This is a genomic window from Neotamlana sargassicola, assembly GCF_020523965.1.
Taxonomy (GTDB): Bacteria; Bacteroidota; Bacteroidia; order Flavobacteriales; family Flavobacteriaceae; genus Neotamlana; species Neotamlana sargassicola.
Genome location: NZ_JAJAPX010000004.1, coordinates 324,683 through 340,031 on the forward strand (window position 1 = coordinate 324,683; position 15,349 = coordinate 340,031).

The following is a 15,349-nucleotide window of genomic DNA, read 5'->3' on the forward strand; positions in this document are numbered from 1 at the left end:
ATGTTGGTTATTTTACGGTTAAAATTTTTCTTAAACGGATATCTTTTGATGATGCACCAATCATGATTCTAAAATCTCCAGGCTCAACAACACGCTTTAAATTAATATCTAACATAGATAAAGCTTCACTATCTAAAGTAAAAGTAACGGTTTTAGATTCACCTGATTTTAAGGCAATACGTTGAAATCCTTTAAGTGATTTAATAGGTTGTGCTACTGATGATAACTCATCACGAATGTAAAGTTGCACCACTTCTTCGCCATCTAATTTACCAGAATTGGTGATGGTACAAGTTACTTCTATTGATTCGTTTGGCGCCATATTATTTTTACTGAATTCAATATTTGAATACTCAAACGAGGTATAACTTAAACCGTAACCAAATGGAAATAAAGGTTGCCCTGTTAAATTATGGTAATTATCGCCACGACCTGTTGGTTTGTTATTGTAGTATAACGGACATTGTGCTTCATCTACCGGAAATGTAATTGGTAAACGTCCCGCAGGATTTTCATCACCAAATAAAATATCGGCAAAACCATTACCTCCGTTTTCACCAGCATACCAAGCCATGATAATACCGTCTACATCGTTTTTCCAATTCGCCATAGTAATCGCGCTACCACCAACTAAAACAACAACTGTTGGTTTACCTGTTGCAGCAACGGCTTTTATTAATGCTTCTTGATGCCCTGGTAAAGCCAATAAAGCACGATCTCTAAATTCGCCTTCGTGAATACCAGCGAATACAACTGCAACATCACTTTTTTCTGCAGCTGTAACCGCATCTTTAATTTGTTGTTCCCACTCTTGGGTTACATCGGCATCCCAAATAAATTTAAATTTAGCATTTCCTGCAGATTCAAAAAATTCAATTTTTACATCGTATTCTTTTCCTTCAACAAAATAAAATTCTTTTAAAATGGTATTATATGATTGTTTTTGCCAATTATCAATTAACAATTTACCATCTAAATACAAACGGTAACCATCATTACCTTCAATACCAATTTTTGAAATTCCTGTTTTAGGTGCTTTAACTTTTCCTGTCCAACGCACAGAATACCAATCGTAAGGTAAATCTTTATGAGGTGAAAATAAGGTCCAACCAAAACCAATTTTTTTATCTACACGTTCTACTTTTGGCGAACCGCTTAATGTAATATTATCGAAATAATCGCCTTTTAAACCTTCAACTTTTTTACCATCTTTAGTTGACGATAAATATTTTGGAGCAATAACAGTGTAATTTTCTTCTTTAAGTGAAACGCCTTCGGCATAACTAATATTAGCCTCACCAATTTTAGCTGCTACACCCTTGTAAAACGAAACTTTATCGTTACCAGGACCACTATAACCACCTAAACGCACTGTTTTAGCATCATGACCAATTAAGGCTACTTTTGTATTTGATTTACTAACAGGTAAAACTGCATTATTATTTTGAAGTAACACCATAGATTTTGAAGCTGCTTTTCTAGCCAACTCGCGGTGAGTTTTGTGTCCGTTCCATTTGTCGGCTTCTTTAGCATCAACGTAAGGATCTTCAAATAAACCTAATTCAAATTTTATTTTTAAAATACGACTAACCGCTTCATCAATAGCTTTAATATCAACCATTCCTTTTTCGTAAGCTTCCCAGAATAATGGAAAGTGGTTATAGTTGGTTTGAAACATCACATCTAAACCGCCTTCAACCGCATCTTCTGTAGCTTCAGCATAATTTGCAGCTGTAAAATGCAATACATTGGCGCCACCGGTTGCACCAGCATCTGAAATTACAAAACCATCGAATCCCCATTCGCCTTTTAATTTATCTCTTAACAACCAAGCGTTTGATGTACATGGTGTCCCATCTAAAGAATTATAAGCCGTCATTACCGAACGTGCGCCTGCTTTTTGAAAAACGGCTTTAAAAGCTGGAAAATAAATTTCTTCTAATAAGCGTTCGTTAAAACTAATTGGGTAACTATCGCGACCACCAGCACCTACATTGGCAACAAAGTGTTTTGGCGTAGTTATAACGCCTTCGTTTTCAAACTCACTAATAAAAGATAAGCCCATTTGTGTTGTTAAGTATGGGTCTTCTCCGTAAGTTTCCTCTACACGTCCCCAACGCACATCGCGTGCAATATTTAAAACTGGCGATAAAATTTGACGAATACCACGTGTTTTAGTTTCTTTGGTTATTGCCTTTGCAACATCGCCAACTAAATTGGTATCCCAAGTAGCTGCTAAACCAATAGCTTGTGGGTACACCGTAGCACCATCGCGCGCTAAACCATGTAAAGCTTCGTTAAACGGAATGATAGGAATACCTAAACGTGTTTCTTCTAAAAAGTACTTTTGAAGTTTGTTAATTTCGTTTGCCATATCTTGAGCACTTCCGGTAGAACCGTAATCCATAATTTGCTCTGCGGCATTATCATTTTTTCCTTTTGATGAAATTTGAAAACCAAAAATACCGTGTTTCAATTTGTCTTTACCAATGCTTAAATCGCCAGGAATCATAAACATTTGCCAGAACTTTTCTTCTAAAGTCATTCGGCTTAACAAATCTTGCACACGCTCTTCAACAGGAAGTTTAGGGTTTTTATAAGGCGGATCTTTTTTATCTGTAAATGATAAAGAAATTGTAATAATTCCTCCTAAAAGCAAACAAGTAAATACCTGTTTTATGTTTAATTTATATTTCATCTTTTTGTTAACTATAATTTTGTGTTCTTTAGTTTTTCTAATTGTGGCCAATCGCTTGTACCATCGTTTTCTTGTTTTGCACCAACAGTACTTCTGCCATCATTTATAATTTTTAATAAATCGGCTTTAAATTCCTTTACAATTTCAGGATGTTCTGCTTGTAAATTTTTGGTTTCGGCAGCATCGGTTTTAACATTATACAATTGAACCATTGGAAGTGTATCGTAAATTGCTTTTTTAGTGTTGACATTTGGATAACTCCATCCGCCAGAACCTTTACAAAAATTAACTTTGTAATCGCCTTTACGATAGGCAAACTCACCTCGAACTGAATGATGAATGATGCTTTCGCGTTTTGGAGCTTCAGAATTTGTTAAATGGCTGAAGCTGTCTTCTGCTACATTATCTTCTAAATCAATATTTAAAACATCGGCAACGGTTGCAAAAAAGTCTGTGGTACAAACCAATTGTTCTGTTTTTGTTGGTTGAATGTTATTTTTCCATGTCATGATGTATGGTACACGGTGTCCGCCTTCAAAAATATCAGATTTTGTACCTCTATAAACGTAACTTGGATTGTGATCTTTAGATTTTAATTGTTTGAAATTAGCTGTTGGGGAACATCCATTATCGCTAGTAAAAACAATTAATGTGTTTTCTGAAATGCCGTTAGCTTCTAAAGCTTTTGTAACTTCTCCAACAACCCAATCGACCATAATAACAAAATCGGCATACGGATTTTCTAAACCACTTTTACCTTTAAAAGCATCGGTTGGTAAAATTGGCGTGTGTGGTGCAGGCAGCGGCATATATACAAAAAACGGATCGTCTTTTTTTGCATTATCGTTAATATAACTTACGGTACGTTTTGTGATTTCTGGTAACGCTTGTTCGTGCTCAAAATTATCGGCCGTTAAGCCATAACGCCAAGTACCTTGTTTGGTTTTTCCTTTGGTATATTTTGTGGGTACGCTGGTTGGCATATCGTTTTCTACCCAAACGTATGGTGGCATATCTAAAGAGCCACAAAATCCGTAGCTATAATCAAAACCATGTGTATTTGGGCCATTTTTAATAGGTGTTGTAAAATCTACCTCTGGTCTCGCTTTTAAATTATCTATATTTAAACCTAAAGAATCCGGTTTTGTAATATCCCAGTCCCAGCCCATGTGCCATTTACCTATAAAAGCAGTGTTGTAACCGTTGTCTTTTAAAACATCGGCAATAGTAGTTCGGTTTGGTTGTATTAATGATTTTGAATAACCACTAACCACACCTTGTTTTAACGAGGTACGCCAGTTATAACGCCCCGTTAAAATACTATAACGTGTTGGCGTACAAACTGCAGAACTTGTATGGGCATCGGTGTACATTACGCCGTTAGTTGCCAATGCATCGATATTTGGTGTTTCAATTTTAGAGTTCTCGTTGTAAATAGATACATCGCCAATACCTAAATCATCAGCAAGAATATATATGATGTTGGGTTTTGTTGTATTTGTAGTGCTCTTTTTCTCTTCTTTTTCTTTACAAGAAAAGAAAACGATACTCATTAAAGTAATTTGTAAGATGTTTTTAATTGACATTATTTGCTGCGTAAATGTTGTTGGTTTCTTTTGTTTTTTTGTAATTCTTCATCAAAATCTAGCATCAATTTTTTAAGTTTTTTAACCTTTTTAGGATATGTTGACGCTAAATTATGTTGTTCTGATATATCGTCTTTTAAATTATAAAGCGCTACATCATCTTCTATTATTCTTAATTTCCAATCGCCTTGTCTTACCGCTTCAAGGTTAAAATCTTTGTAATAAAAGAAGCCTTCTTTTTTGTGAGGTGATTTTTTATTTTGTTTACCTGAAAGTATTGGCCAAATGTTTTTTCCGTCTATTTTTTTCTCTGGTAAATCTGCTCCTGTTAAATAGGCTACAGTTGGTAAAACATCGATAGTAGAAATCACTTTATCACTTACTGAAGCTGGTTTAATTTTTCCATTCCATTGCGCTATCATTGGTACGCGAAAACCACCTTCAAAAGTTTCATTTTTGTGTCCTCTTAACGGTAAAGCACTTCCTCCGTGTTCTCCTCTTGAAGTCCAAGGTCCGTTATCTGATGTAAAAATAACTAAGGTATTTTCATCAAGTCCTTGTCCCTTTAATGTTTTTAAAATTTCTCCAACACTCCAATCTATTTCTTCTACAGCATCGCCATACAACCCTCTTTTACTTTTTCCCTTAAAATTAGCCGATGCATAAAGCGGTACGTGCGGCATTGAATGTGCCAAGTATAAAAAGAAACGTTCGTTTTTATTGTCTTTAATAAACTGTATTGCTTGTTCGGTATAGCGTTGTGTAATGGTAGATTGATCTACGGGATATTCAATAACTTCATCTTGTTTAAGCAAAGGCACTCTGCTACCACGCCATTTTTTTTCACGCAAACTATCTAAAGTCATGCCTTCTCTAAACACAATATTTTTAGAGATTTTAGATTTTGGATTTACCGACATATCGTTACTAAACGGAATGCCATAATACATATCGAAACCTTGTGATGTTGGTAAGTATTCTTGCTTATCTCCCAAATGCCATTTACCAATACAAGCTGTGGCATAATTTTGGGATTTTAACATGTTGGCAATAGTAGTTTCTGCATTGCTTAAACCTCCAGGAAGGTTTGGCCATAATACTTGAGGCACTCCAACACGATTAGGATACGACCCCGTTAACAAAGCTGCTCTTGATGGCGAACATACCGATGATGCAGAATAAAAATCGGTGAATTTTATACCGTTTTTAGCCATGTTATCTAAATTTGGTGTGCTAATTAATGGCGAGCCAAATACACCTACATCTTGATAGCCTTGATCGTCGGTAAAAACAATAATAATATTGGGTTTAGAATTTTTAGCCTGAGCGCATACTGCTTTAGGACTAAAAAAAGCCATTATAAAAAGTAATATGAACGTTAATTTTTGCATTACGATTTTTTGCTTAATAAACCATCAAAATTATAGGTCTTACCTGCTTTGGTTTCAAACTCAATAGATTTATCTCCATATTTTAATACACAAGGCATGCCACTTTTTGATAAAACTGACACGTTTTTAAGTGTACCTGCTTCCCATGAAAATGCTAACTCAAATCCGCCACGTGCTAAAATTCCAGAAACATGTCCTTCTGGCAACGTGCTTGGTAATGCTGGTAATAATTCGATGTATTTTAACTGACTTTGTAAAAGCATTTCTAAAATACCTGAAGCACCTCCAAAATTACCATCTATTTGAAATGGTGGATGCGCATCAAATAAATTAGGATAAGAACCACCGCCAACTTTTCCATTTGGTCTTTCGGCAGGACTTAATAATTTATGTAATAATTTATATGCGTGATCGCCATCTTTAAAACGCGACCAAAAATTAATTTTCCATGCTAAACTCCAACCTGTACCATTGTCTCCTCTATATTCTAAAGATTGTTTTGCAGCTTGCATTAAATCTGGAGTCTCATCAAAATTAATTTCGTTTCCTGGGTGAACTGCCCAAAGATGCGATACATGCCTGTGATGATTTTCTGGATTGTCTTTATCTTCCATCCACTCTTGTAATTGCCCATGTTTACCTATTTGGTTTGGCGCAATTTTATTAATCATGGGTTTAAGGGTTGATGTAAACTCTGCATCTTGATCTAGAATTTTTGAAGCTTCAATAGTGGTTTTAAATAAAGCTCGAATTAATTGATGATCCATAGTTGGGCCAGCAACTAAACCTCCTATTTCTGGTGAATTTGAAGGCGAACTAATTAAATAGCCTGTATTTGGATCTTCATACAAAAACTGACTATAAAATAAAGCCGCATTACGAAGTAACGGATAACGTTTTTTTAAGAATTCTTTGTCTTGCGTAAATAAGTAATGCTCCCAAATATGCGATGATAACCAAGCAGCACCACCTAACCAAATACCGTGATGCGATGCATTTACTGGAGCAGCACCTCGCCAAATATCAACATTATGGTGTACAATCCAACCATCGGCATTATAATGTGTTTTTGCAACTTTGGCTCCTGTTATAGATAAATCTTCAATTAAATCGAAAAGTGGCTCGTGGCATTCACTTAAATTATACATTTCTACCGGCCAATAATTCATTTCTAAATTAATATTGGTGGTATAGCTACTAAACCAAGGCGGCGTTAATTTATCATTCCAGATGCCTTGTAATGTTGCAGGTTTAGTTCCTGGTCTGCTACTTGCAATGGTTAAATAGCGAGCGTATTCCACGTAAAGTGCTACCAATTGCGGATCGTTAGGTGTTTTGCTAAAATCGGCAATACGTTTATCGGTTGGGTTTTTAGATTTTCCATTATCGCCAAAACTAATTTGAAAACGGTTGTAAAGCGATTGATAATCGGAGATATGTTTTTCTTTTACAAACTCAAAACTTTGATCTTGCACTTTCACCAAAGTTTCTGGAACTATTGTTTCTGGTGTTCCGGTTACATCGTTAAAATCGACATAATTTGTGGCTGCAGATAAGTATACCGTAGCGTTTGAAGCATCGGTAATTTGTAATTTACCATCGGTAGTAGTAACCGTTCCATCGGTTTTAATTTTCAAGGTTGAAACTCCCCACAACACACCGTCTTTTACTTTAACTACAAGGGTTTGTGTATTATTTGAAGTAACAACCGATTTATCTTCATGTATGGCATCTAACCATAAATCGAAATTTAAAGCTTTCTCTTTACTCGCTGATACATTTATTGCTATAATTTGATCTGGAAAACTAGATAGTACTTCGCGTTTATAGTCTACACCTTCAACTGTATAAGAAACTGAACTTACGGCGTTATTTAAATTAAGCTCACGTTTATAGTTTTTATAGTTTTCGTGATTTTTAAAGTCGAAATAAATATCTCCAAAAGGCTGATAATGGATTTGTTTTATAGGATCGCTCATAAAATGCTCTTGAGCTAATTTTTGAGCCTCTAACTGCTTTCCTGTAGCCAACAAGTTTCTTATTTCACCCAAATATTCACCAGCGCCTTCGTGCGAATAATCGTGGGGTTGACCACGCCATAAGGTTTCTTCATTAAACTGAATATGTTCTTGCAAAACACCACCATAAATCATGGCGCCTAAACTACCATTACCAACAGGTAAAGCTTCTGTCCATTTTTCGGCAGGCTCGTTATACTGTAATTTAAACGTTTCTTTTTGTTGATCGCTTTTAGCATTATTACAACTTGAAATTGTAATTACTAAAGCAACAATACTTAGCTTTTTTATGGTATGTACTATTTGTTTCTTCATTTAAATCCTCCTGATTATCCTTTTATTTCAATGTAAAACGGATAGGCATATTTTAACTCGCCTTTTCTTTTTAAATAGGTTTTAGGCATTATGGTAACTTTGCCTTTTGGTAATTCTATATTATTAAAACTGAAACTTGTTTGTCCGTTAGCTTCAATTTTTACTGTTTTTGTTTGCGAACCTAAATCTAGTTCTAACGTGCCGGTTGTAGCTATTGGCGCATCAAAATGAACTATGAAATCGAACGTTTTTGCTTCATCTACAATAACATCCCAATAAATAAATTCTTTTTTAACACCTTCTTTCTTTAAGAAAAGAGCATCATTCTGATTCAGCATTACTGGATTTTCGTGAACCGTTCCAATTATTGGCATTGGTGAGTTTACGATATGTTCTGAAGTTTCCATGGTATGTAACCAAGTATCCATTTCGGCTTTTAATTCTTCAACTAAAGCAGGATGTTCTGCTGAAATATCGTTTTGCTCGTAAGGATCATCATTTAAATTAAATAATTCAAACTTATCGTTACCATCTTCATCTTTACCAACACCAACTAATTTCATTTCGCCTTTTCTTGTTGATACATTTCTGTAATGCACTGGCGCTGTTCTTGCCCAATAACGGTTAATGATACGTTCTGGTAAGCTATCTTCTGTTTTGGTTAATAATGGTAATAAACTTTCACCTTCAATTCTTAAACCTTTTGGTAATGAAGCCCCTGTAAGTTCGGCTAATGTTGGTAAAATATCGTAATGAGCGGCTGGCGTTTTTATATCTCTGGCTTCTTTAAACGCTTTTGGATAATACCAGAAACTTGGTACACGTACGCCGCCTTGAAAAACAGAACCTTTTTTACCGCGCATACCTGCAATGTATCTTGGGTGTTGCGGACCATTATCTGTCATGAAAATAACTAGTGTATTTTCATCTATGCCTAAATTTTCTAACTTTTTGAATAATAGTCTTAAGTTATCATCAATATTAGTTACCATTCCGTAGACTTTTCTAGAGTTTTCTCTACTATGGTCGGTAACATTTGGATATGGTTTTCCTTGGTTAATTAGACCCGCATCGATATCTACATCTTTGTACATATCATAATATTTTTGCGGTAATTGCAATGGCCCGTGAGGCGCATTATAAGATAAATAAAGGAAGAATGGATTGTCTTTGTTGTCTTCTACATAATCCATTGCTGCTTCGGTTAAAACATCGGTACAATAACCTTGAGTTTGCACTTGTTTACCGTTTTTCCATAAAATAGGATTGAAGTAACTGCTGTCTCTTTTCAATGTATTTGGCCAATCGCCGTATTGCCCAATTCCGCCTGATAAATGGTTTAGTGTATACTCGAAACCTTGGTCTTGTGGACGCATTGGGTAATTATCGCCTAAATGCCATTTCCCAATCATCCCGGTTTTATAACCTGCTTCTTTTAAAATTTCGGCAATGGTAACTTCACTTGGCGCCATCATTGCACCACCTCTGTAGGTATCGTGTACTCCTGTTGCCATAGAGTACTTTCCTGTCATGATTGCCGAACGTGTTGGCGCGCACACTGGATTTACCGAAAAATCGTCGAAACGTACACTTTTACTTGCTAAACTATCTAAAACCGGTGTTTTAATATGCGGATTTCCATAATATCCAATATCGCCAAAACCCTGATCGTCTGTGATAATCAAAAGCACGTTAGGTCTTTTTGGTTTATCTGTCGTTTTAGTTTCAGCACAACTATTTAAACATAAAATAGCTATACTTAAAGCGATATAAATTGAATATTTCATTAATGGTTATTATTTAGTTGTTGCATAAACATCGTCGCCCCAAGCTTCTAATTTTTTAGTTAAACTTTTAACTAATTCTGGATGTTGTTGCGCGAGGTTATTATTTTCTCCTATATCTTCTTTTAAATTATATAATAAAGGTTCTGCGGTTTTGTTTCGAATAATAAGTTTCCAATCGCCTTGACGAATGGCTTTTCTTCCGGCATAGCCCCAAAACAAATCTCTTTCAGCTAAAGGCTCGCCTTTAATTAAATTATTTTTTAAACTTACACCATCTAGGTTTTCTGGTTGTTCTGCACCTACTAAATCCATGATAGTAGGAAATAAATCCATGGTTAAAACCGTTTCGTTATTTACTTGGTTTGGTTGAATTGTTCCTGGATACCAAGCCATTGCAGATACACGATGACCACCTTCCCATAAGGTAGACTTATAGCCTCTTAAACCACCATTACTACCAACTTTTCTTGATGCACCGTTATCTGAACAAAAGAATATAATCGTGTTTTTATCAATATTCAGTTCTTTTAAGGTTTTCATTACTTCACCAACACCTTCATCCATAACTTCAACCATTTCTTTATAAATGTTGTTGAGTTCTTCATCAGACATTTTATTTTTTTGCTTTGCGCCATTTTTCCAACCTACGTAACGTTCTGCAGCAGATTTACGCCCTTGAAATGGCCCGTGAGGCGCTTCGTGCGGAATGTAAAGTAAAAAAGGTTCATCTTTATGTCGCTTAATAAAATCTACAGAATGTTCGGTAATTAAATCTGTAGAATAGCCTTTTTCGTTTTTAATTTTATCACCAACCCACCAATCTTCGTAGCCTTCTTGATCGATGTGTGAGTGATAATCTACATTACCAGAAACATAACCAATATACTCATCGAACCCTTGGTTAATTGGGTTAAATTCCTTTTTGTAACCTACGTGCCACTTACCAAACATTCCGGTTACGTAACCTGCTTTTTTAATAGCATCTGCAAACGTTTTTTCGCTAACAGCTAAACCTTTATCACGATGATGTTTGGCTGTAACCACACCATCAATACCAACGCGTTGTTGATATTTACCTGTTAAAATAGCAGCTCTGGTAGGGCTACAAACGGGACCGTTGGCATGAAAATCTGTAAACTTAATACCTTCTGAAGCCATTTTATCGAGATTAGGCGTATTTATTAATGTACTGCCGTAACACGATAAATCGCCGTAACCCATATCGTCTGCCATAATGATGATAATGTTAGGCTTAGTTTCTTTTTGTGCTTTACAACTTAGTGTTATTATGCTTAAAAAGATTAGGCTAAAAAGTGTATTAAGTTTACTATGCATTTTGTTACTTACTTTTGTTGAATACTAATTCCAATGTTTTTCAATAATCTCAAGAATTTCTGGATTATCTGCATCTGTATCACCAATAGCCTCGCGTTGTTTTAAAATTTCAGCTTTCATATTGGCAATAATATCTTTGTATTTTGGGTCGTTGTAGGCGTTATGTAATTCATGAGGATCTTCTTGTAAATCGTAAAAATCCCAGAATTGATTTTGAGCAGCTCCTTTAAATCCGTTGCCATAAAAGAAGGCTAATTTGTAACGTTGCCCACGAATACCGAAATGTCCAGGACGATCTTTGGAATGATCCCAATAACGATAGTAACCGTAATCTCTCCAGTCGTTAGGTGTGTTTCCTTTTAAGTTTTCACGGAAACTGCGCCCTTGCATATCGTTTGGATAATCGATTCCTGCATAATCTGCGAATAATGCTGAAAAATCTACATTTTCGATTAAATCTTTATTTCTTGCGCCTGCTCTTACTTCTTTTGGATAACGGATAACGAACGGCATGTGAATAGATTCTTCGAAAATTAAACGCTTATCGAACCAACCATGTTCACCCAAAAAATAACCTTGATCTGCTGTGTAAATTACTACAGTATTTTCTGCAAGTCCGTTGGCTTCTAAATAATCTAAAAGTTTACCAATATTATCATCTACCGCGGCACCAGAACGCATAAAATCTTTCACCATTTTTTGGTAGGTTTTGTAACGTGCTTCTTCGTTGGTTAATCCATCAACTGAAAATGGTAACCCCGGATAATTCATAAAGTCTTTACGCAATTCTGGATTTGCTGTAGCATCTAAATAACGTTGTTTTAAATTATCCATAGATTGTCCTAAAAACGAACGTCCTGTTACAGATGCACTACTATCGTAAAATGAATCTGGCACTGGAATTTCTTCATCTTTATAAAGGTTCGCAAAACGCTCTGGGTAATCGTAAGGCTCGTGTGTAGCTTTAAAATGACACATCGCCATAAATGGTTTATCCTTATCTCGGTTTTCAATCCAGTCGATAGTCATATCAGCAATAACATCTGTACTATAACCTTTATATTGTTTACCACCTTCGTAATAATCTTTCCAATTATCGGCAGTTTTAATTACTGGATCGTGATATTCTCCTTGACCCGGAAGCACTGCATAATGATCGAAACCTGCTGGTTCTTGCTTTAAATGCCATTTACCAATAATTGAGGTTTGGTATCCCCCTTTTTGCATTTCTTTAGCAATGTTATTGTATTGTGGCGATAAACCAGCATCTAAAATTTTAACACCGTTAACATGACTGTATTGTCCTGTTAAAATTGTAGCTCTACTTGGTGTACAAATTGAGTTTGATACCAAACAATTTTCTAAAACAGTTCCCTCGTTAGCTAAACGTTTAATGTTTGGTGTGTGTACCAAATCTTTTAAAATACTTTCGTAAATACCCCAAGCTTGTCCCGTATGGTCGTCTGCCATTATAAACAAAATGTTTGGACGTTCTGGAGTAGCTTCAGTTTTAGCTGTTTCTTCTTTTTTTTGGTCTTTACAACTTGTGAAAGAAGCAAAAACTAATAAACATATTGCACCTATTTTAAGTACATTTTTCATTTTATATATTGTTTAATTGGTAACGTTAAGTGTTACCGTTTCAAAATTATTTGATGCAGGACCAATACCTATTTCAAATTCGCCTGGTTCAACTACGTATTTATGTAGTTCGGTATCAAAGAATTGTAAATCTTCTGGTGTAATATTAAAAGTTACTGTTGCAGATTTCCCTGGTTTTAAAGTAATACGCTTTATACCTCGTAAACTTTTTAATGGTCGTTTAACCGAACTCTTTAAATCTTTAATATACAATTGTACAACTTCTTCCCCTTGCAAATCTCCTACATTTTTCACCTTAACAGATACTTTTGTTGCCTCTGTAGTTTTAATTTGATCTTTATCTAATTTCAACTTTTCGTAATCGAATTTTGTATAACTTAAACCGAAACCAAAAGGATATAAAGCTTCTCCTTCGTAATACCTATAAGTTCTGCCTTTCATACTGTAATTTACAAATGGTGAAAGTTCTTTATGAGATGTATAAAAGGTTACAGGTAATCTTCCTGAAGGGTTATAATCTCCAAATAGCACGTCGGCAATTGCAGTACCACCAAGTTCACCCGGATACCAAGCTTCTACAATAGCAGGTAAATTTTCATTTTCCCAATTTACAGCCAAAGCACTACCATTAAGTAATACCAAAACAACTGGTGTTCCTGTTTCATGAAGCGCTTTTAATAATTCGGTTTGTACTTCTGGTAAATCGATGTTGGTTTTATCACCTCCATCAAAACCTTTTGAGTTTACTGGCATTTGCTCGCCTTCAACACCAGGAGAAATTCCACCAACAAAAACAACAACTTCTGATTTTTTTGCTAAATCGATCGCCTTTTCAAAGGAAGTCTTTTCTGGTGAAGCCCACATAAACTTTAGTTTAGCAGGATAACCTTCATGGTAATATTTAATATCAACCATATAAGTTTTTCCTTTTTCAAGTTGAATTGACTCATCTATTACACGTCTTTTAGGTTTGTTCGTATTATCAACAATTACTTTACCATCTATAGCTAGTGTATAACCTTTATGATGACTTTGTAATCCTAATTTGTAAGTTCCTGAAACATCTACTTTAATATTTCCTGTGTATTCAATAGCAAATTTTGCTTCGTTTAGACCTTTTACAGGATTTAAATTCCAGTTTGAATTAACCACTTCTTCTATACGAGTTGCCACTGGAGCTCCTGTAAATTCGTGATTATTATAATATTTTGCTTGCAGCCCTTTTTTACCATTAAAACTTAAAAACTCTGCAGGAACTAAAGACATTGTAGGTTCTTTAGAAATTAATTCTGTACCAGCTTCGTAATAAACCTTGGTGTTTTCTGAAACTTTACTTTTAATACCATCTAAAGGTGTGAAGTACTGCGAAGGAAAACCATTGTAGTTTCCTAAGAGTACTTCCAAATCGTTTGCATTAGGACCAACAACTGCGATAGATTTTAAATCCTTTTTTAATGGTAATGTTTGGTTTTCATTCTTTAATAAAACAATGGATTTTTGAGCAGTTTCTAAAGCTAAAGCTCGGTGCTTTTCTGAACTTACTACATCCATTGGAATGCTTGCAAAAGGCACCTTTTCAACAGGATCGAACATACCTAATTTAAAACGTGCTTTAAAAATTCGTTTTAAAGACACATCAATTTCATCTTCTGTAATTAAACCTGCTTTAACCGCGCTTTTTAAATACTCGTAACGCGAACCACAATTTAAATCTGTTCCTGCTAAAACAGCTACTGCAGCCGCCTCTTCTTTAGAATCTACGTAATTGTGATAATCGTGAATATCTCTAATAGCATTACAATCTGAAACCACGAAACCATCAAAACCCCAATCTTTACGTAAAATATCGTCTAGTAATTGATGACTTGCACAACATGGTTTTCCCATGTATCGGTTATAAGCTGCCATTACCGAATATGCTTTACCCTCTACTACTGTAGCTTCAAAAGCTGGTAAATAGGTATCGTACAAATCACGTTCTGTAGTTGTGGCATCAAAAAAATGACGTTCTGGCTCTGGACCACTATGTACTGCAAAATGCTTTGGAGTTGCTACTAACTTTAAGTATTTCTCATCGTCACCTTGTAAACCTTTTACAAAGCTTACTCCCATTCTTGAAGTTAAATAAGGATCTTCGCCATAAGTTTCTTGACCTCGTCCCCAACGCGGATCACGAAAAATATTAACGTTAGGCGTCCAATAGGTTAACCCTTCGTAACGTTTGTATGATTTATTACGTTGTGCTTCATGGTGTTTAGCTCTTGCTTCATCTGAAATTACAACGGCGTCATTATAAATTAAATCAGCATCAAAAGTGGCGGCTAAACCTATAGCTTGAGGAAATACTGTGGCTTTACCAGCACGCGCTACACCGTGTAAACACTCGTTCCAGTATTCGTGCGCAAGAATATTTAATCTTGGAATTGCAGGCGCATCATTCATCATTTGCCCTACTTTTTCTTCAAGAGTCATTCTTGATACTAAATCGTCTGCACGTTCATCAAAAGATAAAGATGTATTTAAATATGGTAGTATTTCTTGAGCCTTAGATGAACTAACTACAACTAAAGCTAATGCTATTAAAATTTTTAATTTAATGTGTTTCACTTTTAAATTA

Annotated in this window: 8 protein-coding genes; all 8 read right to left on the reverse strand. The window is 35.3% G+C overall.

What is annotated here, in order from left to right; all coding sequences use genetic code 11:
- Nucleotides 1-7 precede the first annotated feature (7 nt).
- The 8 genes from LG651_RS11745 to LG651_RS11780 are packed head-to-tail and all read right to left on the reverse strand — an operon-like array spanning nt 8 to nt 15,339.
- Nucleotides 8-2,698, reverse strand: coding sequence for a glycoside hydrolase family 3 protein (locus tag LG651_RS11745; RefSeq protein WP_226696319.1), 2,691 nt, complete (start codon nt 2,696-2,698; stop codon nt 8-10).
- A gap of 11 nt (nt 2,699-2,709) precedes the next feature.
- Entirely contained in the window at nt 2,710-4,251 is a 1,542-nt protein-coding gene (locus LG651_RS11750; RefSeq protein WP_226696320.1) for a sulfatase family protein, read from the reverse strand.
- A 32-nt stretch (nt 4,252-4,283) separates the two neighbouring features.
- Entirely contained in the window at nt 4,284-5,675 is a 1,392-nt protein-coding gene (locus LG651_RS11755) for a sulfatase family protein (RefSeq protein WP_226696321.1), read from the reverse strand.
- Complete coding sequence (locus tag LG651_RS11760; RefSeq protein WP_226696322.1) at nt 5,675-8,008, reverse strand: glycoside hydrolase family 95 protein; 2,334 nt, start codon at nt 8,006-8,008, stop codon at nt 5,675-5,677. Before LG651_RS11760 ends, LG651_RS11755 begins: the two co-directional genes overlap by 1 nt.
- Before the next feature lie 14 nt (nt 8,009-8,022).
- Nucleotides 8,023-9,795, reverse strand: coding sequence for an arylsulfatase (locus tag LG651_RS11765; protein ID WP_226696323.1), 1,773 nt, complete (start codon nt 9,793-9,795; stop codon nt 8,023-8,025).
- A gap of 9 nt (nt 9,796-9,804) precedes the next feature.
- A complete protein-coding gene (locus LG651_RS11770; RefSeq protein WP_226696324.1) occupies nt 9,805-11,130 on the reverse strand; it encodes a sulfatase in 1,326 nt (441 codons plus the stop codon).
- Nucleotides 11,131-11,154: 24 nt separating this feature from the next.
- Nucleotides 11,155-12,732, reverse strand: coding sequence for a sulfatase family protein (locus tag LG651_RS11775; RefSeq protein ID WP_226696325.1), 1,578 nt, complete (start codon nt 12,730-12,732; stop codon nt 11,155-11,157).
- A gap of 12 nt (nt 12,733-12,744) precedes the next feature.
- On the reverse strand, nt 12,745-15,339 hold the full coding sequence (locus LG651_RS11780; RefSeq protein ID WP_226696326.1) for a glycoside hydrolase family 3 C-terminal domain-containing protein: 2,595 nt from the start codon (nt 15,337-15,339) through the stop codon (nt 12,745-12,747).
- Nucleotides 15,340-15,349 lie beyond the last annotated feature (10 nt).